19 protein-coding genes are annotated in these 19,024 nt (G+C 41.2%); 14 read left to right on the top strand and 5 right to left on the bottom strand.

Translation table 11 applies throughout. From position 1 onward, the window contains the following. Positions 1–104 precede the first annotated feature (104 nt). The 5 genes from MHI01_RS02535 to MHI01_RS02515 all read left to right on the top strand — a co-directional run bounded on the left by MHI01_RS02535 (position 105) and on the right by MHI01_RS02515 (position 7,835). Positions 105–371: a CD3324 family protein gene (locus MHI01_RS02535; RefSeq protein WP_340982444.1), complete on the top strand. Its 267-nt coding sequence runs from the start codon at positions 105–107 to the stop codon at positions 369–371. A 168-nt stretch (positions 372–539) separates the two neighbouring features. After that, positions 540–1,622, top strand: a complete 1,083-nt coding sequence (locus MHI01_RS02530) for a nucleotidyltransferase domain-containing protein (protein ID WP_340982443.1) — start codon at positions 540–542, stop codon at positions 1,620–1,622. Between the two features lie 203 nt (positions 1,623–1,825). After that, positions 1,826–1,975 carry a hypothetical protein gene (locus MHI01_RS02525; RefSeq protein ID WP_164783315.1) on the top strand — a complete coding sequence of 50 codons (150 nt, stop codon included), beginning with the start codon at positions 1,826–1,828 and terminating at the stop codon, positions 1,973–1,975. A 397-nt stretch (positions 1,976–2,372) separates the two neighbouring features. After that, positions 2,373–3,965 carry a glycoside hydrolase family 32 protein gene (locus tag MHI01_RS02520; RefSeq protein ID WP_339187044.1) on the top strand — a complete coding sequence of 531 codons (1,593 nt, stop codon included), beginning with the start codon at positions 2,373–2,375 and terminating at the stop codon, positions 3,963–3,965. A 66-nt stretch (positions 3,966–4,031) separates the two neighbouring features. Further along, complete coding sequence (locus tag MHI01_RS02515; protein ID WP_340982442.1) at positions 4,032–7,835, top strand: GH32 C-terminal domain-containing protein; 3,804 nt, start codon at positions 4,032–4,034, stop codon at positions 7,833–7,835. 123 nt (positions 7,836–7,958) lie between these two features. On the opposite strand, the gene arr is transcribed toward MHI01_RS02515, so the two are convergent. Next, complete coding sequence (gene arr, locus MHI01_RS02510; protein ID WP_253508774.1) at positions 7,959–8,375, bottom strand: NAD(+)--rifampin ADP-ribosyltransferase; 417 nt, start codon at positions 8,373–8,375, stop codon at positions 7,959–7,961. 394 nt (positions 8,376–8,769) lie between these two features. Here arr and MHI01_RS02505 point away from each other — a divergent pair, with 394 nt between their 5' ends. The 6 genes from MHI01_RS02505 to MHI01_RS02480 all read left to right on the top strand — a co-directional run bounded on the left by MHI01_RS02505 (position 8,770) and on the right by MHI01_RS02480 (position 11,616). Further along, entirely contained in the window at positions 8,770–9,252 is a 483-nt protein-coding gene (locus tag MHI01_RS02505; protein ID WP_253508776.1) for a MarR family transcriptional regulator, read from the top strand. Between the two features lie 20 nt (positions 9,253–9,272). Next, on the top strand, positions 9,273–9,848 hold the full coding sequence (locus MHI01_RS02500) for a nitroreductase family protein (RefSeq protein ID WP_340982441.1): 576 nt from the start codon (positions 9,273–9,275) through the stop codon (positions 9,846–9,848). A gap of 17 nt (positions 9,849–9,865) precedes the next feature. Continuing rightward, positions 9,866–10,351 carry a nitroreductase family protein gene (locus MHI01_RS02495; RefSeq protein WP_253508780.1) on the top strand — a complete coding sequence of 162 codons (486 nt, stop codon included), beginning with the start codon at positions 9,866–9,868 and terminating at the stop codon, positions 10,349–10,351. Between the two features lie 184 nt (positions 10,352–10,535). Further along, entirely contained in the window at positions 10,536–10,682 is a 147-nt protein-coding gene (locus MHI01_RS02490; protein WP_179087923.1) for a hypothetical protein, read from the top strand. Between the two features lie 116 nt (positions 10,683–10,798). After that, positions 10,799–10,930 carry a hypothetical protein gene (locus tag MHI01_RS02485; RefSeq protein WP_339193479.1) on the top strand — a complete coding sequence of 44 codons (132 nt, stop codon included), beginning with the start codon at positions 10,799–10,801 and terminating at the stop codon, positions 10,928–10,930. A gap of 290 nt (positions 10,931–11,220) precedes the next feature. After that, positions 11,221–11,616, top strand: a complete 396-nt coding sequence (locus MHI01_RS02480; protein ID WP_340982440.1) for a hypothetical protein — start codon at positions 11,221–11,223, stop codon at positions 11,614–11,616. On the opposite strand, the gene MHI01_RS02475 is transcribed toward MHI01_RS02480, so the two are convergent. Further along, a complete protein-coding gene (locus MHI01_RS02475; RefSeq protein WP_340982439.1) occupies positions 11,611–12,555 on the bottom strand; it encodes an NAD(P)-dependent oxidoreductase in 945 nt (314 codons plus the stop codon). The two genes, MHI01_RS02480 and MHI01_RS02475, sit on opposite strands and share 6 nt — an antisense overlap. A 180-nt stretch (positions 12,556–12,735) precedes the next feature. Here MHI01_RS02475 and MHI01_RS02470 point away from each other — a divergent pair, with 180 nt between their 5' ends. Together MHI01_RS02470 and MHI01_RS02465 are read left to right on the top strand one after the other, a co-directional pair. Then, positions 12,736–13,296, top strand: a complete 561-nt coding sequence (locus tag MHI01_RS02470; RefSeq protein ID WP_091021004.1) for a helix-turn-helix domain-containing protein — start codon at positions 12,736–12,738, stop codon at positions 13,294–13,296. A gap of 219 nt (positions 13,297–13,515) precedes the next feature. Next, positions 13,516–14,724, top strand: a complete 1,209-nt coding sequence (locus MHI01_RS02465; RefSeq protein ID WP_340982438.1) for a CynX/NimT family MFS transporter — start codon at positions 13,516–13,518, stop codon at positions 14,722–14,724. 52 nt (positions 14,725–14,776) lie between these two features. Here the strand turns inward: MHI01_RS02465 and MHI01_RS02460 are convergent, their stop codons facing one another. The 3 genes from MHI01_RS02460 to MHI01_RS02450 all read right to left on the bottom strand — a co-directional run bounded on the left by MHI01_RS02460 (position 14,777) and on the right by MHI01_RS02450 (position 17,791). Further along, positions 14,777–16,333, bottom strand: coding sequence for a glycine betaine uptake BCCT transporter (locus MHI01_RS02460; protein ID WP_036671491.1), 1,557 nt, complete (start codon positions 16,331–16,333; stop codon positions 14,777–14,779). A gap of 261 nt (positions 16,334–16,594) precedes the next feature. Then, positions 16,595–17,020, bottom strand: coding sequence for a MarR family winged helix-turn-helix transcriptional regulator (locus MHI01_RS02455; protein WP_340982437.1), 426 nt, complete (start codon positions 17,018–17,020; stop codon positions 16,595–16,597). Positions 17,021–17,152: 132 nt separating this feature from the next. After that, complete coding sequence (locus MHI01_RS02450) at positions 17,153–17,791, bottom strand: nitroreductase family protein (protein ID WP_036615355.1); 639 nt, start codon at positions 17,789–17,791, stop codon at positions 17,153–17,155. 287 nt (positions 17,792–18,078) lie between these two features. On the opposite strand from MHI01_RS02450, the gene MHI01_RS02445 reads away from it, so the two are divergent. Continuing rightward, positions 18,079–19,014: an NADP-dependent oxidoreductase gene (locus tag MHI01_RS02445; RefSeq protein WP_253508787.1), complete on the top strand. Its 936-nt coding sequence runs from the start codon at positions 18,079–18,081 to the stop codon at positions 19,012–19,014. Positions 19,015–19,024: the final 10 nt, after the last annotated feature.

Below are 19,024 nucleotides of genomic sequence, written 5' to 3'. Positions count from 1 at the left end.
GCTTTGCATAGAGCCCGGGAATAATCACATTGCCAACGACGAATCGTAATATTCCACTAACTGGCTTTGCACCTTATTGATCTATTAAATAAGGAGTGAGGCCCATGAAATATTCAAAAGCCGAGTCTATTTTTCCAGAAGAATTGTTACGTATCATTCAGGAATACGTTCAAGGGGAATTGATTTATATCCCAAAACCCAAAGAGGCGCACCTGAAATGGGGCGAGAAAACAGAGAGCAAGAGCAGGGTCTCTGCTCGAAACGCTGAGATTAAATCCTTATTCCGCAATGGAGTCAGGATAGAGGAGTTGGCGGATCGGTATTTCTTGTCCTGCGAAAGCATAAAGAAAATAGTCTATACAAAAAACTAATCAAGGAACTAATGAAATCCGCTAACTCGTCGTATCGACGGTTTAGCGGATTTTGTGCAAAGATGACTTAAGTCATCTTATACATAGTAACCGTACCTCTAAGTCGATAGACTCAAGTTAAGGTTGTTGTGATGAAGGACGGCCGGATCATACAAAGAGGTGTAACGAATGAACGAAATCATAAAGAAGAAGCTGCTGGACAAAAATGAACTGCTCATTAACATGGTGATTGAACGCGTAAAAAGAGATTTTCTAGACGATATCGCCATTATTGGGCTTACTGGTTCATTTAGCACCGGTGACTTTCACGAGAAGAGCGATCTTGATTTAATTATCATTAATAATACAGAAAAGGGATGGGAAATATCTGACTGCTTCATCTTGGACGACGTTGGGTATGACATCTATTGCACGCCATGGGATTCAAGAATACAAGAGCAATCCACCTTGGAGAGTCCCAACGTATCGAGCCTAACCGACCTGAAAATACTCTACTATGCAAAGCCTGAGGATTTGGAGAAATTGAACGACTTCCAGCAAAAAGCTCTTGATGCACTTGCGAACCCGATAGGAGAAGTATGTCTTAATCGAGCAAATAAATGGATCGATCTGGCTAAGCAAGCATACAGCGATACGATGCTTGGTGAAGATATCGGTTCAGTGCGATATGCATCTGCTGGCGTTCTGTACAATCTCGTCAATGCGTTGGTGAGTATGAATAACACGTGTATCAAACGAGGGATCAAGCGATATTTGGAAGAGATACGCTCATTTCGCTATGTTCCAGATGATTTCGAATCCTTATACATGTCAATCATCGAAGCTCATACCATTGAAGATATTCGAATAACATCTTTTAATATGTTGAATAGCGTTACGAGATTACATAGCACGATGTGTGATAACTTCATTGTTAAACCGGCTCCAACCTTTGATAATCTGAGGGGAACATATGAAGAATTGTGGTGCAACTACCGCAATAAAATTTTGAACAGTGTTACAGCGAACGATTCTTCCTACGTCTTTCTTTCAGCCTTTGGAGCACATGGGTATCTTGTTGAAATGGCTGTAGAGAAAGGAACCAAGAGATTTGATCTTATGCAGTACTTTGATGCCAGTAATTTACCAGTTATGAAAGAGAAGCTCCTTGAAGTGATGGATGATTATCGAGAAGAGTATGATAAGGTCGGCAGAAAAGTCGAACGTTTTACAACCTTCGAGGAACTATATGCCCATTATATGAATCATTGACCTTACGTTCCAGGTAGTAATAAGTCCGCGGAATTGTACACAAGGAAAAAATCCTTTTACAATGATTGGCAGTACGTTATAATACAATCACCAGGTAAATCACCCAACAAAAAAAGTGAAATATTGTAATATCTAGTCACACCCGGCTCATCATAGTTCTTTGAGCCGCATAACACAACATAATAGATATCGGAGGTATGGTTATGGTCAAGAAGAAAATTTCCACAGCCCTCAGCGCAGCTTTAATCGTTTCTATGCTGGCTACTGGCCTAATAGTCACTATCCAAGGTAACACAACGTTAGAGGTAGCGAAGTCAGCAGGGGATAAAAAGGTTGAAGTTGTTAAAGCATAAGCGAGCCGTTAATTTATTTAGAACATGTTAAGAGACAAGAGCATATTCCTATTGAAGTCGCTATTTTAGCGGCTTTTTTTGTTTTATCGGTAATATTAGGTTTAATACTAACGATATTTTGCTGAACAAGTAAAGAGAAGTTTAGATACAACCTTTTTTTACATTTGTAAACCAATGGGTTTGAAATAATAAAGAAATGATTAGATCAACTTAACTAAAAAATTGTTATTTTCTATAATCAGTCATAAATTGTGCAAATGTAAACTAAAAAAGATTTATATATAAAAAATAGTGTTCATTTATACAAAAATACTTTGACAAATGAAAACAGGTGGCTTATTTTGTTAATAAGGAATGCATATTACTTCTTTTAGATTATAAATAGCCTTAAGGGAGCGTGAATAAAATTAAAAAAGTACATCTATCAGGTGAAAATAGTATCAGCAAAGGTCCAGAAAACTTTATTTATAAAAATGAATACCGACCGCAAATACATTATTCCCCTAAGGGAAATTGGATTAACGATCCTAACGGAATGGTTTATTACGAAGGAGAATATCACCTTTTCTACCAATATACTCCCCATGATACGCAGCCTGACTTCGGCAGAATGCATTGGGGGCATGCAGTAAGTAATGATTTAGTACATTGGGATGAACTCCCACCAGCCATCTCACCTGGGGAAGATGGAGCGATCTTTTCGGGAAGTGCGGTAGTCGATAAGAACAATACAAGCGGATTCTTCAACGAAGCAGGATCAGGATTGGTTGCAATTTATACTAATAACGATAACAGCGCTCAACCCGGTAAACCGCAGGTTCAAAGCATCGCTTACAGTAAGGACAAAGGTAGAACCTGGACAAAATATGAAGGTAACCCTGTTTTATTCCCCACGGAGACGCTAGACTTTCGAGACCCAAAGGTATTCTGGCATGAAGAATCTTCAAACTGGGTAATGGTTCTTGCTGTAAGCGACCGTGTAGAATTTTACACATCTTCGAATCTTAAGGATTGGTCTTTTGCAAGCGGTTTCGGTTCTGATATTCCGGGCATCCATCGTGGAATATTTGAATGTCCTGATGTTTTTAAACTCCAAGTGGATGAGGACCCTAATACCACTAAATGGATTCTGACACTAAGTGTCGGAGATAGAAATGGCGTAAATCCAAACGATTCAGAACCACCCGCAGGCGGTTCTGGCATGATGTATTTTATAGGTCACTTTGATGGTAAGGTTTTTACACTAGATGAACCATTGGAATCATTCGATACAATCCAATGGATAGATTACGGATCTGACTTTTACGCGGCCGTGACCTGGGATGGTATCCCGAATGAGGATGGGCGAAAGATTTGGGTCGGCTGGATGAATAATTGGCGTTATGCTTCCACTCTTCCTTCTAAAGAATGGCGTGGCCATATGTCAATCCCACGAGAGATTCAGCTTAGGACGTATTCGGAAGGACTTCGCTTAATTCAGGCACCCATAACTGAATTAAATCAACTCAGAAGATCAATTCTGTCTCTACAAGACATTACGATTAAACCAGATATGAACGTTTTGTCTGATGTTTCTGCTACAAAGATGGAAATTATTGCGGAATTCGAAATCGGTAATGCAATAGAATTTGGGTTCAAGGTGCGAAAGTCTTCCTCTTCCAACCAGGAGACAGTCATCGGATATAATGTCTTGAATGAGGAGTTGTTTGTCGATCGAACGAAGTCAAACGCTGTTGATTTCCATCCCGATTTTGCTACAAAACACAAGGCCCCTATGAAGCCAGAGCATAAACGGTTACAGTTGAGCATCTATGTTGATTGGTCAAGTGTAGAGATCTTTGGCAACAATGGGACAACTATCATTTCAGACACGATTTTCCCCGACTTGGGAAGTAGAGGGCTGGAACTCTATGCCATTGGCGGAGAACTAAAGGTCGTGTCGCTTCAAATCAATGATCTCGTAAGCATTTGGGAAAATCAACCGAACTGAACTGGGTGTCCAAAACCAATTAAATTTGAACCGACTTTACAATCCTATTAGAAAAGAGGGTATGGAATGAAAGATAAATCTAAATTCGCAATATGTCTTCTGATGGCAACGGGATTAACTCTGACTTCAAACGGGATTTTTACATCTAAATCAATTGCGGCTAGTGCTGTACTTTCTGATCAGGAAACAAATAAACAGGCAAAGGAGGAGCTTGATATTTTTGAAAGCGCATCCAAATCAAATACCAATCTGATAGGCTGGCAAGTGAAAGGAAAAGGAGGATTAGAGGATACTTCAGAAGGAATCTTGCTAACTTCACAGCCTAAAGAAAATGTAATGGCCATCTCAGAGACAGTGTCCGATGATTTTATCTATGAAGCTGATGTCATGATCAGGGATACGAAGGCGGATGCAACATTGTTGTTTCGATCTAATGAGGATGGCTTTAGCTCGTACATGCTGCAAATCGTTCCGGACGCAGGTCTGATTCGGTTAAGAGATGCAAGAAATGGAGATGGGAAATTAAAGGAGGAGCGTAAAGTTTCTGTTGAAATGGGGCAAATCTATCATCTCAAAGTGAAGGCAGTGGGTTCCTCGCTAAAAGTATATTGGGGCAATCAATATAAACCATTAATTGATGTTCAGGACATTTCGTATCAAAGCGGAAAGCTTGGACTCCATGTATGGGATGGATCCGCCTTGTTTTCGAACATCGTGGTGAGCGATCTGAAAGGTAATTTGGGGACGGTGATTTCTAACAAGGGAAAATGGCAGCCTGATATCAACGGCAAAAGAGGGACGGTAGAACAGGGGAGCATAGCACAGCAAATCTATAACAAAGAGGCGACTGATATGGTCTATGAAGGGAATATTACCCTTCGTCCTGATTCTATTGCAGCTCTCGCATTTCGATCTTCAACCGATGGAGCTGAAGGATATGAAGCTACTCTTACGAAGGAAGGAGATCAGGTCCGTGTAAGTTTGACGAATACAAAAGGAACAGTAATTGCCAGTTCGCAACGTACTTATCCGAGTCAGATGGGAGCCAAACATCATGTGGAAATCAAGGCAAAGGGAGATCGAATTCAGGTCTTCCTGGACGGATACACTACGGCCGCGATTGACGTGAAAGATTCAACCTACAGGAGTGGAAGTACCGGAATCGTCGTAAAAAAGGGGACGGCTTACTTTCAGGATACTTATGTAACGGAACTGAGCCAATATTACAATGAGATATATCGTCCACAATATCATTACACGCCAATACGTGGTTCAGCGAGTGATCCGAATGGACTTGTCTACTTCGAAGGAGAATATCATCTCTTCCATCAGGATGGAGGAACATGGGCGCATGCGGTAAGTAAAGATATGCTGAACTGGAAACGGCTTCCGATTGCACTTCCCTGGAATGATCACGGACATGTCTGGTCTGGGTCGGCTATTGCGGATATGACAAATGCATCTGGTTTATTCGGAGATTCAGGAGGCAAGGGCCTTATTGCATATTATACTTCCTTTAACCCAGATAGCCCGAATGGGAACCAGCGTATAGGTCTGGCATACAGTAAAGACCAAGGTCGTACTTGGGAGTATTCGAAGGAACGCCCGATTGTGATCGAGAACCCGGGTAAGAGCGGAAATGAAGCTGGGAATTGGGATTTCCGCGATCCGAAAGTGATCCGTGATGATGAGAATAACCGCTGGGTTATGGTTGTGTCCGGAGGAGATCATATTCGTTTCTACACGTCAACGAACTTACTTGACTGGACATTGACAGATAATTGGGGATATGGGGATTACGTCCGCGGAGGCGTATGGGAATGCCCTGATTTGTTCCAGCTTCCGGTAGACGGAACGTCACAGAAGAAGTGGGTTATGATGATCAGTACAGGAGCGAATCCCAAAACAGGCGGATCAGATGCCGAGTATTTTATCGGTCATTTAACAGCTGATGGTAAATTCGTGAACGATAATCCGGCGGGTAAGGTACTAAGAACAGATTTTGGTAAAGAGTTTTACGCTTCGATGTCTTTCGCTAACATGCCTGATCATCGCACAGTGATGATGGCGTGGATGACGAATTGGGACTATCCGTTCGCTTTCCCAACGTCCAATTGGAAAGGTGAACTAACCATTCCGAGAGAAGTATCATTGGTAACAACCAAAGATGGAATTCGGATGACGCAAAGTCCAATCAAAGAATTGGAATCACTGCGTAAACCTTTGTACTCTGCTTCTAACAAGTCGGTGAGTCCTTCTTCCGGGAATCTGCTAAAAGGTATTATTTCAGGTGCTTACGAAATTGAAGCTGAAATTGAAATCCCTGAAACCAGCACAGTGACCGAGTTTGGCTTTAACATTCGTGAGGGTGCAAATCAGAAGACGGTCGTGGGTTATAAGGCAAGTGATAGTCATATGTTTGTGGACCGAACTGCATCCGGTGAAACGGATTTTTCTAACCTTTTCAGTAAGAAACATGAAGCACCTACGCAGATGGAGAATAATCGGATCAAGATGCGTATTCTTGTGGATGAGTCTTCTCTTGAAGCCTTTGGTAACAACGGCAAAGTCGTCTTTTCAGATGTAATATTTCCGGACCCTGCTAGTAGAGCGATGGGTTTTTACGTGAAAGGTGGGAATGTGAACGTTGTTTCATTGAAAGTGCATCAACTTCAATCTGTCTGGAATGAGGACACTCCTTCAAAAGCTCAAATAAAGATGGATACGAGGGTTCGGGAACTGGGGGTAGGCGAGTCGGATACACTGCAGGCGATGGTCGAGTATGGCCCAGGTCTAGGCGTTCAACCGCTGAAGTGGAATTCCAGTAATAACGACGTAATAGCCATAGACTTGGTAGACAATTCACACGCAGTTATTAAGGCGAAAAAAGAAGGGGAGTCCACAGTCACCGTATCTACTCCGAATGGTAAAACTTCCAGTAGTGTGCTCATTAAAGTCTCAGGTGGCGAGTTCCAGACAAACCTGAGTGGATGGACTAAAGATCTGTCTGCTGCTTCATGGTCAGTTAGTGAACATGGGATTCGTGGTAAATATTTTAGCGATGCGAATTATATTGCCAAAGAGAAGGCTGGGAACTTTACGTATGAAGCAGACATGAAGCTCGGTGAAACAGGAGGGGCAGGTTCTATTTTGTTCAGGGCTAGCGAAGATGGTCGCAGTGGTTATTATCTGAATCTAGACCCTAACATGAAGGCCATTCGTCTGTTCTATAAAATCAATGGAGGATTTGAAGAACGGCAGGTTCTTGCAAAAGTACCAACGTTCATTCAGCCAGGTCATACGTATAAGGTGAAAATAGAAGCGAATGGTCCGCATATTGTCGTTCACGTGGACAGTCAAAAAGTGATAGATATCATGGATGGTACTTTTGCAGAAGGCCACTTCGGACTCCATGTATTTGGCAGCTCCGCATCTTATCAGAACGTCAATGTGAGCAACGGTGAACCTGCAAACATCACCAAGTCCAGTCTTATAAATGCCGCAACACAGAAATCCATTTATACCGTGAACCTTGTCAACGGGGAGCCGGTTACCTTGCAAGATACAAGTGTAGCTTCCGTCCAGAAGTGGGTATTTGTTCCGACAGGTGACGAAGCAGGTTCGTATTCGATTCGTACTACGGCCGGTCAGACGCTTGATCTGGATATAGGGCAAAACAAACTTCAGCTGTATCATTACTTAGGGTACAACAACCAGCGTTGGGTCCTTCACGAGAACAAAGACGGATCCGTTTATATTACTTCAGCTCATCATCAAAAAGCATTAGAGGTATCGGAAGATGGGACCGAACTCTTCTTAAGTGAACTGAATCCATCACTTGATCGACAAAAGTGGATATTAGCAAAATAATCAAAGTTTATTCCATGATGGCGTATCTCATAGATATTCCAATAAAGAAGTGTCGTGGGACGGGAACATTGTTCAATTCAAGTCGCTATTATAGCGGCTTTTTTTTTAACGAAACGAGAGGGATCAATCATATATTATATTTTTTCCTTCTTCACTTAGTTTTCTCAAAGATGTAATCATGTGATTAATCTCTTCTTCAGAGTGTCTTTCCCATGAAGCTAATTCAGCTATTATTTTAAGTGGCGATTTAGATCGATATGAACGTGTTGGATTTCCAGGAAACTTTTTATCAGTTACGTTAGGATCACTTTCAAAATCTCCTAATGGTTCTACAATGTAGATTCTTTCTTTTGCATTAGATCGTGCCAATTCAGCACCCCATTTGGCAGCATTTAATGTTGCAGTAAAGTATATATGGTTAGAATTTTTTTCTTGGTAATTTGATAAAAATTGTGGTTCTAATAAATCACCAATTTGCAGTCCTGCTTTTGTACCATGAAAAAAAGGACCTTGGTCTATGATCACTTTTTTGTCATCCATACGGATCCACCTCTTTTTTTAGTTTTGTATTTAGCAGTATAGTGTAGGAATTTCAAAAAAAACAGTCTATAAAAAAATAATAAATAACGATATAATTTAAGTAGAGAGAACGATACTGAGTCCAATAACCCAAGTTTAAGAAAGCAAGAAAGCAGCCGATCAGCGTGATCGGCTGCTTTTGTTTAACTAACGAGCAGATTAAAAGATAATCCGTTCAAGGCAGGTCTCTGTCCTGGATTATAGAGTAATGTTGTAATGTCAGAGAATATAGTTGATAAGCATTATCATTCATGATATATTGTTAACCAGTAAACTAAATATAAGAATTTATTTAGAATAACTCTATTTTTTAAAGAATATTTTTGTTTACAAGTAAATAAGGAGCGATCAAAGAATGATCTCAAAAGATAGAACAAAACAGTTGCTTTATGACCAATTTATCCGTTTTTTACATGTGTATGAGAACCACAAGGATACAGAAATCGAGCATTTCCTAAGTATCGCCCAGCGAGAAAGCATCGAGAAAATCCCTCAGCATTTGACCGCGGTTCATATGATAGATTGCATAGGCAAAAATGAGCCCATTAACAACACGGGTATTGCTGAGGCGATGAATTTGTCCAAAGCAAGTATCACCAAAATTGGAAACAAACTGTTAGAGGAAGGATTCGTCAAACGTACGAAAATGAACGACAACAAAAAGGAGAGCTATTTTCGGTTATCATCGCAAGGCAAAAAAATCTTTGAACTGCATGAACGTCTTCATATACATGAGGCTGAGCGCTTCTATCGTACTCTCGACAAATATTCGGAAACGGAGCTAAAAGTAATCCATCAATTTCTTCAAGACAGCAGTATAAATATTGAATCCAGATAGAACAAAGGAGAGTGAAGCATATGAGTCTGGCGGAATTGATCAGGGAGCGCAGGAGTATTCGTAAATGTAACTCTACGCCGGTGGACCAGGAGTTAATTGTAGAATTACTGCGTAAGGCTACAAGGCTTCAACCATTTGTTGAGTCTGTCTCATGGCGTGTAGTTTATGCCGGAACTCCAGAAGCACGCAAACGGTTGGTGGACTGCATGCTGGAACAGATGTCACAAAGCAAGCTCGGCAAGCTGATTCCAGGGAAACTTCTGGATGTTTTTAAAAAGAGATTTACCGATATTCCTGCGCACGTCATTGTTATGTCGACTGTAGGACCGAATCGTCTGACCAATGACCGTAATTATGCGGCTGCCTGCGGGGTGATGCAGAGCTTCCAACTGTTGGGCTGGGAACGAGGGTTAGGAATGTTGTGGGATACAGAGTCCATGATTCAGCATGAAGGGTTCTTCAATGGAATTGGCTTATGTGAGGATGAAAGATTTGTTGGTATTCTTCATATAGGATATTACGACAAAGCACCAAGAAGTCGGAAAAGAACACCAGCCGAGCAGAAGTGGACCGTATTGCGAGGACAGTCTACATAGAAGAGGAGGATGTAAAAATGAAATTGTCAGATTTGGAAGGAGACATGGACGGTCCGAGTGAGTTTTTGGATCAACCGGTATCGCAGGATCTAATCCTTGAGTTGCTCAATCATGCCGTATGGGCGCCAAATGATGGCCTCCGAGAGCCGTGGCGATTCATCTTTGCTGATAACCCGTATGGGGACATCATGCAGGGATTACAGAATCAGGCTCCTGCGTATCTTCTGGTCTTGGTGAAGGAAGAGGCGGATCAATATAAGCGGGAAGAGGACTTTGCAGCTGTCTGCTGCCTAATTCAGAATTTCCGCTTGCTGGCTCATGAGCAAAGTCTGGGTGTGCGCTGTACCTTGCATGACTGGATGTACGACCCGAGCCGTACTGAAATGTTTGGTGTACTAAGTAACGAGCGCATTGCTGCGGTTCTGGAATTGGGATACGGTGCAAATCAGTGGAAAGGAAATACGAAGTTACCTGAGACTCAACTTCATTTTGAACTGCTGTAAGGTGGGAACGATGGGATGAGACTCCAAATGGAAAAAATTGTTTTACAATCATTGTCAGTACGTTATACTACAATCATTAGGTGAATTACTCAATAAAAAAGTGAAATATTGTAATTGATTAGTCACCCACGGCTCGTCATCGTCTTGAGCCACTTATTACTTAATAAATATAGGAGGTATGATTATGGTCAAGAAGAAAATGTCCACAGCACTCAGTGCAGCTTTAATCGTTTCTATGCTGGCTACTGGCGTGATAGTCGCTATTCAGGGTACAACAACGTTAGAAGTAGCGAAGTCAGCAGGGGATAAAAAGGTTGAAGTTATTAAATAAAGCATACGTGAGAGACCTGCTAGAAAGTTAAAAGAACCTCATCTCGGTTAACCCGGCTGAGGTTTTTTTCTGTATCATTAGGCATTGAAAAAATGCAGACCTAAGTCCGTGAACGCTTGACCACCATTTACCTTGACGCAAAGTCCAATCTAATGTACACGGAACTGGAAATGACCAACCAGGAAAAACGGCAATCCAAGCAGTCACAATTAGTTGCTTACTACAAAACACCAGATAACGAGTATTAACAGCTCAACATTACGAGAGGTGAGGGAACGCTTAACGCAGGGAAAGATATGCTTAATATCGTTATTTATTATGATCTCTTAAGGAATGGAGTTTATGAGACAGGTTCTACTGACCATAAACTCATTATGGAAGTCATTGACCCGAGCGGGAAATCCATAGAGAAGATATTAACACTTGGTACCGATTTAACCGTTGGCAACAATAGATCATACTTCATGAACTTGAATACCAACTTGACCGGATTTTACGAGCGGCTAATATCCTCAATTGTTCCTTTACTGGGAAGCTAGTGGATATTACGTTTGAGGGAAATGGCCAACAAAAGCTAATCGCCAATTTTGAAAACTGCATCCTTGACGGTGTTCGTTTTGTAAGCTGTGACCTGACGCAATGTATTCCGCCAAAATCCAAAAACCATTTGTATGTTGAACAGGTATCCGCACGTGTGAAAAATGCTCTGACGAAGATAGACGATGACCCTACCCTATCTGAAGATGATCGGAAAGTACTGGTACGCAGTCTGCGCAAGCTTGAGCATATGGAACAATATATATTTAACACAGCGCAGATGAAGAAAATATATGGTGATTTTTTTGTTGAACAATTTTTCAGTAGTCTGGATTTTCCGGTAAATTGCTGTGCAAAACGGGCAGGGGAAAGGTATCCCTGCACCAAAACATCATAACTGATTAAGCTTGCTTTCAGGCTCTTCACCATTTTCTACACGTCTTATATTCTTTATAAAGAAATCATATCTTGTTTTATGAAATTTCCGACCATCAGGCATTCCTGCTGTATGGGGAGTAAGTATCACATTACCCAGATTCCGGAGTTCACTATCAATAGGAAGCGGTTCAGATTCAAACACATCCAGGCATGCGCCTGAAATATCCCCGTTTTTTAATGCATCAATCAAGTCTCTTTCGTTGACAATGCCTCCGCGGGCTGTATTGATAAAAAGAGTGGTATTTTTCATTTTTTTGAATGCCGCTTTGTTGATCAGCTGTTTGGTTTGCTCATTCAAGGGTACATGTACACTGACTATGTCCGATGTACTTACAAGAGTATCGAAATCCGTCATTTTCACAAAACCATCAGATTGTACAGTGGCATTTCTCGCATAAGCCAGCACATTCATGTCAAAAACCCTGGAAAACGCAGCTACTTTTTTTCCAATAGCACCCAAACCGATAATCCCAATCGTTTTGCCCTTTAATTCACTCCCTGTATAGTCCAATTGATTTTCATCCATCTTGTTTTTCATGAAAGTATCAAGAAACGGTATGTTTTTATAATAAGACAATATCAGTGCCATGACGTGCTCGGCCACTGCCTGTGCATTCACTCCTCCAGCATTGGCCACCCAAATGCCGCGCTGTGTACAGGCAGGGACATCCACATTATCAAATCCTGCACCTGTCTGTACCAATTTTAATTTTTTTGCGTTAGAAAGCAGACTGTGATCCACTTTAATATGTTCAGGGATGAGTACCTGGCAATCTTCAATATGATCCAGCATTTCTTTTCCGGGCGGAACAATTACAACGTTCCAGTCTTGCGGAAAACTCCTTGCAATATTTGATTTTGAGGTCTTGCTAAAATAGCCCACTATGAGAATCTTCATTGCTAAACCACCTTTCATAAGCTATACCATTCTTCGAATAAAACCTTTGATGCTCGTCATTTTATCCTTTTAATACAATTTTATCAATAAAATCTCATCACGTTCTATTGAACGGGAATGGAAAAGAATCTGGATAAACAATATACTAGCTATATAGTTTTTTATTGAGGTGAATATCAAATGGATGAAATTGATGAGTCAAAACAAATTGTATTACAAATCGGCGGTGCATTAAAAAAGTATAGAAAAGAAAAAAACATGACCTTAGACGACTTATCAGAATTAACGGGCGTAAGCAAACTTACTCTAGGGAATATCGAACGCGGCGAGACAAATCCAACTTTGGCCATCATATGGAAAATTTCAAAAGGAATATCTTTACCGCTATTGGCTTTGTTCACATCAGAGAAACCTGTTAGTTTGTATCGAGCAGGGGAGGGACTGCGGTTTTCTAATGATGAGAAAAATTGGATCATTGAACCCGTCTTTAAAAGCAACGATATTGAAATGTGTCGAGCATACTTACAGCCAAATAGCTCGTATTATCCTGAAGGTCATCATGTGAATACAACTGAAATTGCGACAGTAATGACGGGTTCCATTGAGTTACAAGTCAATGGAGAAATTTACACATTGAATCAATATGATACGATCAGTTTTCGTGCAGATTATCCTCACGCTTATACCAATCATACGAATAATGAAACAGTGCTCCATATATCCTTAAAATATGGTTTCTAATATTCGAAAATCCACTTATTAAATGCAACTCCGAATTCCATGACGGGAATTTAGAGTTGTATTTTTGTTTTTAGATAAATTTGATATGTTTTAAAATACTTATTGTTTAATAAAGTATATTATAATATACTTTTGTTGTTCGCGCGAATAGTATAGTAAAGTTTTTAAGCAGCAGGAAGCAAATATAATACGTAAGAATTCAGGAAGGAGAAATGAAGAATGCCGAATAAACAAAATAATAAATTCGTGCCATCCTCTGTAGCGCTGCTCATTCTCGGCATTATTGTTATTGCAGCTAATTTACGTACTCCCTTAACCTCAGTTGGTCCTTTAGTGGGTTTTATAAGGGATGACGTTCATATTTCAAATACATTAGCAGGCCTGATCACAACGGTACCTTTGCTTGCCTTTGCTTTATTATCGCCTCTTGTACCAAAATTAGGACGGAGGTATGGGGTTGAGCGTATCATTTTGATTGCCCTCATCTTTCTGACTGTTGGTATTGTAATACGATCTTTATCTGGAGCAGTTAATCTGTTTATTGGAACAGCAGTTCTTGGATTCGCCATTGCCATATGTAATGTATTATTACCAAGTATAATCAAAAGGGATTTCCCAAATAAAATTGGCTCCATGACAGGAGTTTACTCCATTTCGATGAATTTATGTGGAGCAATCGCATCGGGAATCAGTGTACCGCTAGCCATGAACGCAGCGCTAAAATGGCAGGGAGCATTGGGAATATGGGGGATTCTAAGTTTTGTATCGATCCTCTGCTGGTTACCCCAATTAAGAAATCAAACAAAACAAACCGCCACGACGAGTCAACAAATGGCAAGCAACGAAGTGAATGTTTGGCGATCCCCGCTTGCTTGGCAAGTAACCTTGTTCATGGGTATACAGTCTATGGTTTTCTATGTATTGATCGCATGGTTGCCTGAAATTTTAAAGCAACAAGGAATTGACTCCAACCAATCCGGATGGTATCTCTCGATCATGCAGTTAGCGATGCTTCCATTTACCTTTATTGTCCCTGTTATTGCTGGGCGTATGTCTAACCAACGTTTGTTAGTGGTCATCACAACCATTTTGCTTTTGACGGGGACGCTCGGACTTCTTTACGGAAGTTCTAATGTCATTCTGTTGTGGATCGTCATACTCGGAATTGGTGGAGGTTTCGCCTTTAGTTTGGCCATGATGTTTTTTGGGTTGCGCACTGAAAATGCGCATCAAGCTGCGGAACTATCTGGCATGGCCCAATCGATCGGATATCTTCTTGCCGCAATTGGTCCCGCCCTTATAGGATATCTGCACGATGCAACAAATAGTTGGAACCTGCCACTTTTCATTCTTCTTGGGGCTTCGGTGTTACTCTTTGTAGTTGGTATAGGAGCAGCAAGTAATCAAAAAATCAATACCATGAAATAATAAAAAGCCCGCAATGACGCGGGCTTTTGTTAGTTTTAACATCAAGTATACATTACCTGCCGGAAATTTCATTCAACGAGATTTCTTGTTCCTCCAGCAGTCGTTTCAGCTTTTGGCGCTGCCGTTTTTCCTTCTGACGGCGCTCTTTGTCCTCAGCCTTTAGAGCCTTGAGCAGGGAGAAACACATACCGATAAGGACAATAGCGAACGGCAATGCGGTTACAATGGATGCCGTCTGGAGGCCAGTTAACCCCCCGCTAATTAGCAGTACTACCGCGATGGAGGACTGCATGATTCCCCAGGTTAATTTCACTCTTGTACTTGGGTCCAGTTTGCCATCTGAAGTGAGCATGCCCAGTACAAAGGTAGCTGAATCAGCCGACGTAATAAAGAAGATCATGATCAGCATTGTGGCGATGAATGCCACGATCGTGCCCAAAGGCAGCTGCTCCAGCATAAGGAATAAAGCGGTTGTCGTATCTTCCTTGACAGCCTCCGCCAGATGAGCGGCATTGAACAATTCCATGTGAAGTCCTGTTCCGCCAAAGACGGAGAACCAGATAAATCCGAAAAGACTTGGAATAACCATGACGTAAATTACAAATTCCTTTATGGTTCTTCCTCTGGATACCCTTGCGATAAAAGTGCCGACAAAAGGAGCCCACGAGATCCACCATGCCCAGTAAAATAACGTCCATGCTCCAATCCAGGTTTCTCTTGAGAACGGCGTCAGTCTCAAACTCATGTTAATAATATTCTGCATGTAACTGCCCAGGGTTGTTGTGAATGTGTCAAATATAAAAGAAGTCGGTCCAGTCACCAATACAAACAACATCAATAACAAAGCTATAACGAGGTTGACGTTGCTCAGAATCTTAATACCTTTATCCAGACCGGAGGTTGCCGAGATTAAAAACAGTACGGTTACAACGATGATAATGACAACCTGAGACAGAGTCGAGTTAGGAATACCGAATAAGTGATTCAGACCCCCGCCGATCTGAAGAGCACCCAATCCAAGCGAGGTCGCAACACCAAAGATGGTGGATATGACCGCCAGAATATCAATAACCTTACCAAGCCAGCCAGCAGCAAGACGCTCACCGATCAGAGGAATAAAGGTGGAACTGATCAGCCCTTTGTATCCTTTCCGGAACTGGAAGTAAGCAAGCGCTAAACCGATGACGGTATAGATAGCCCAAGGATGCAGCCCCCAGTGGAAAAAGGAATAACGCATTGAAAGTATGGCTGCTTGCGTTGTTTCGGGTACCGCCCCCTCAGGTGCAGATAAATAGTGGGACAGCGGTTCAGCAACTCCCCAGAAAACCAGCCCAATGCCCATACCTGCACTAAACAGCATGGACAGCCAGGAAACCGTAGAATACTCCGGCTCATCATCGTCATCCCCAAGCCTAATACCGCCAAATCGGCTGAACGCCAGATAAAAAGCAAAGATCAGGAAGAACAGTGTCGCTAGCAAATAAAACCAGCCAAAATTCTGAATAGAGAAGTTGTAGGCAACATTAGCCACATCCGCTAGCTGATCAGGAGCGACGGCTCCCCATATTGCAAACAGTGCAACGATGATAATTGTGATTGTAAATACCATGATGAGACCTCCATTATGTAAGCTTCAGCCAACTGTTCCTTAGTATGTGCTAGTCCAACTTGTAATATTTCGAAAAGCTAGCTGTTGATAAATTAAAACAAACCGCCATGTAATGAAACACTCAGCGGTTTGTTTTGATCTTGCCTGAATAATATATGGCCTATAATCTCTTGTTAATCTGAAATATTGTATCATCTCATCTAACTAGGTTTTATTCATTTATGAAAAGAATTCTGAAGAAGGCTGACTGTCATCGTAAATTTACAGATCCTTAAGATTAAATTGCATGCGTGTAAGCATGTCAGTCATCATTGCAACTTCTTCTTCACTGAAATCCAGTATCATCTGATGAAGAAACTGGTTTCGATCCTGCTTGAAATTGGCGATATGCGTTAGCCCTTGTTCTGTTAACCGGACGAAGGTTTCCCGATGATCGTCGGGGTTTTTTCTTCGTGACACCAAACCGTCTGCTTCCAGTTGCTTCAAATGGCGTGTAACAGCAGCACTGTCAATATGAATGGCCTTCTGCAAATGGCTTTGTGTAACTTCTTCATGAAGATAGAGATGATACAACAGAACGTATCGTGAGGAACTGATCCCCGTACAACGTTCAAATTTAGGTTTCAACTGATTGCTTATATTTTTAAGTAATATTAATAAGGTTTCTTGTTCCAGCGAACAATTCATGTTTGCCCCTCCTTGAATGGTGCAGAATGTCTTGAAAAGCTTCATGTAACAAGGGCAGATTCCTTCCAAGACATTCAGCAACTAAAGGCAACTATATCACAATGTGGAGACTGCTCGCACTATCGCTTTGAATCATGCCCAAAATGTGGTCTCTTCGGCTGGCATACGGTAGGAGGTGTATCCCTCGCTTGCAGCTTTTCCAATTGTCAGTAGCATGACTGGTACATAGCGTTCTTTATCCAAGCCAAACACTTCGGCAATTTGATCTTTTTCATAACCGCCGACTGGATTGGTGTCATACCCATGTGCACGGGCAACCAGCATCAATTGCATGGAAACCAGACCGGCGTCAAGCATAATGACATCGTTCATTTCAGCATCGGACATGTTGTTATAGATGGGTTTGAATGCCTTCAACTGAAAGTCCTTAACATCTTGTGGCATTAAGCCATGCTCAACAGCTTTTCCATAGATGTTTTCTGCATAATCGAAATTGTTTTTGTCTGCAAACACGGCAATGACAGCAGAAGCTTGAGCGACTTTTTCTTTGTTAAAGCGGGACAGTGGGACGAGTTTTTCTTTTCCCTCTGGAGTATCCACCACAAGGAAGCGCCAAGGCTGCATGTTGATGGAGGAAGGGGCAGTGCTAGCTTCATTGATGATTTGAGTCATTTCTTCCCTGCTGATTTTTACGGATGAATCGTATGTCTTAATGGAGCGGCGTCCATAAATAATTTCGTTAAAATCGTTTGTTTGTTGGTATGGTTTCATAATAGTTACTCTCCCTTTATATTTTGTTGAGCTATCAATGTTTGACTAGTCAATTGTTGATAAGTCAAATATAAACGAAAACTAAGTCCATCTCAATAGTTTTTTTTATGTAAAATCATAACAATAAAAGCAACATTTCCAACGATTCTAACTTAACTTTTGCATAATTTTATCCTGGTTGTTTAAAAATGAGTAAGGGTAATATGCATGAACCCCAGTGACTAGATACAAATAAATAATCGGGAATAACATGTAAAAGGATATTAGCTTAGAGGAGTGATACAAAAATGAAAGCAGTTGTGATTAATCAATATGGAAGTAAAGAAGAGTTAGTTGAGCAGGAAGTGAATAAACCGAGGGCAGAAGCCAATCAAGTGGTTGTAAAATTAGAGGCTACATCCATTAATCCAATCGATTGGAAATTAAGAGAGGGTTACTTAAAAGAAATGTATGATTGGGAATTTCCTATTATCTTAGGCTGGGATGTAGCTGGGGTCATAACTGAAATTGGTTCAAACGTTACCAAATGGAAAGTTGGGGATCGAGTATTCAGTCGTCCTGATACAACACGTTTCGGTTCGTATGCTGAATATACAGCAGTTGATGAGCACCTTCTGGCAAAACTACCTGATTCAATCTCATATGAGGAGGCTGGGGCTGTACCTTTGGCTGGTTTAACAGCATGGCAGGTACTGTTTACTCATGGCGATCTAAAAGAAGGTGAAACTGTACTTATTCACGCTGGAGCTGGTGGTGTAGGTATGTATGCCATTCAATTAGCAAAGCATGCCGGCGCTCATGTTATTACAACAGCAAGTGAAAAAAATCATGAACTTCTTTATTCGTTAGGTGCTGATCAGGTGATTGATTACAAAACGGAAAATTTTGAAGAGATTCTAAAAGATATAGATTTAGTGTTTGACACGATGGGTGGAGAAGTAGCTGAGAATAGCTATAAGGTGCTAAAGCCATATACCGGAAGGCTGATTACCATTGTTGGTGAACCCAATCATGATACTGCTAAGTCTCACAATGTATTAGCAAAGGGGATATGGCTACAGCCAGATGGTGATCAATTGCAGAGAATGGCAGATCTGATGGAAGAGAACAAGATAAAGTCAATTGTAGGGGCAACATTCCCGTTTAGTAGACAGGGGATTTATGATGCACATGCTTTGAGTGAAACTCACCACGCTGTAGGTAAGATTGTCATTACATTTTAAAAAAGAGACT

Origin of the sequence: Paenibacillus sp. FSL M7-0656 (genome assembly GCF_038003225.1) — a bacterium.
GTDB lineage: Bacteria > Bacillota > Bacilli > Paenibacillales > Paenibacillaceae > Paenibacillus > Paenibacillus amylolyticus.
The sequence above is the reverse complement of the archived record's forward strand: the minus strand, read 5'-3'. Positions and strand labels throughout refer to the sequence as shown.

Bases quoted from the DNA above. Each gene is read 5' to 3' on its own strand.
- MHI01_RS02535 (WP_340982444.1), top strand. From the start codon at position 105: ATGAAATATTCAAAAGCCGAGTCTATTTTTCCAGAAGAATTGTTACGT.
- MHI01_RS02530 (WP_340982443.1), top strand. From the start codon at position 540: ATGAACGAAATCATAAAGAAGAAGCTGCTGGACAAAAATGAACTGCTC.
- MHI01_RS02525 (WP_164783315.1), top strand. From the start codon at position 1,826: ATGGTCAAGAAGAAAATTTCCACAGCCCTCAGCGCAGCTTTAATCGTT.
- MHI01_RS02515 (WP_340982442.1), top strand. From the start codon at position 4,032: ATGAAAGATAAATCTAAATTCGCAATATGTCTTCTGATGGCAACGGGA.
- arr (WP_253508774.1), bottom strand. From the start codon at position 8,375: ATGGATGACAAAAAAGTGATCATAGACCAAGGTCCTTTTTTTCATGGT.
- MHI01_RS02505 (WP_253508776.1), top strand. From the start codon at position 8,770: ATGATCTCAAAAGATAGAACAAAACAGTTGCTTTATGACCAATTTATC.
- MHI01_RS02500 (WP_340982441.1), top strand. From the start codon at position 9,273: ATGAGTCTGGCGGAATTGATCAGGGAGCGCAGGAGTATTCGTAAATGT.
- MHI01_RS02495 (WP_253508780.1), top strand. From the start codon at position 9,866: ATGAAATTGTCAGATTTGGAAGGAGACATGGACGGTCCGAGTGAGTTT.
- MHI01_RS02490 (WP_179087923.1), top strand. From the start codon at position 10,536: ATGGTCAAGAAGAAAATGTCCACAGCACTCAGTGCAGCTTTAATCGTT.
- MHI01_RS02475 (WP_340982439.1), bottom strand. From the start codon at position 12,555: ATGAAGATTCTCATAGTGGGCTATTTTAGCAAGACCTCAAAATCAAAT.
- MHI01_RS02470 (WP_091021004.1), top strand. From the start codon at position 12,736: ATGGATGAAATTGATGAGTCAAAACAAATTGTATTACAAATCGGCGGT.
- MHI01_RS02465 (WP_340982438.1), top strand. From the start codon at position 13,516: ATGCCGAATAAACAAAATAATAAATTCGTGCCATCCTCTGTAGCGCTG.
- MHI01_RS02460 (WP_036671491.1), bottom strand. From the start codon at position 16,333: ATGGTATTTACAATCACAATTATCATCGTTGCACTGTTTGCAATATGG.
- MHI01_RS02455 (WP_340982437.1), bottom strand. From the start codon at position 17,020: ATGAATTGTTCGCTGGAACAAGAAACCTTATTAATATTACTTAAAAAT.
- MHI01_RS02450 (WP_036615355.1), bottom strand. From the start codon at position 17,791: ATGAAACCATACCAACAAACAAACGATTTTAACGAAATTATTTATGGA.
- MHI01_RS02445 (WP_253508787.1), top strand. From the start codon at position 18,079: ATGAAAGCAGTTGTGATTAATCAATATGGAAGTAAAGAAGAGTTAGTT.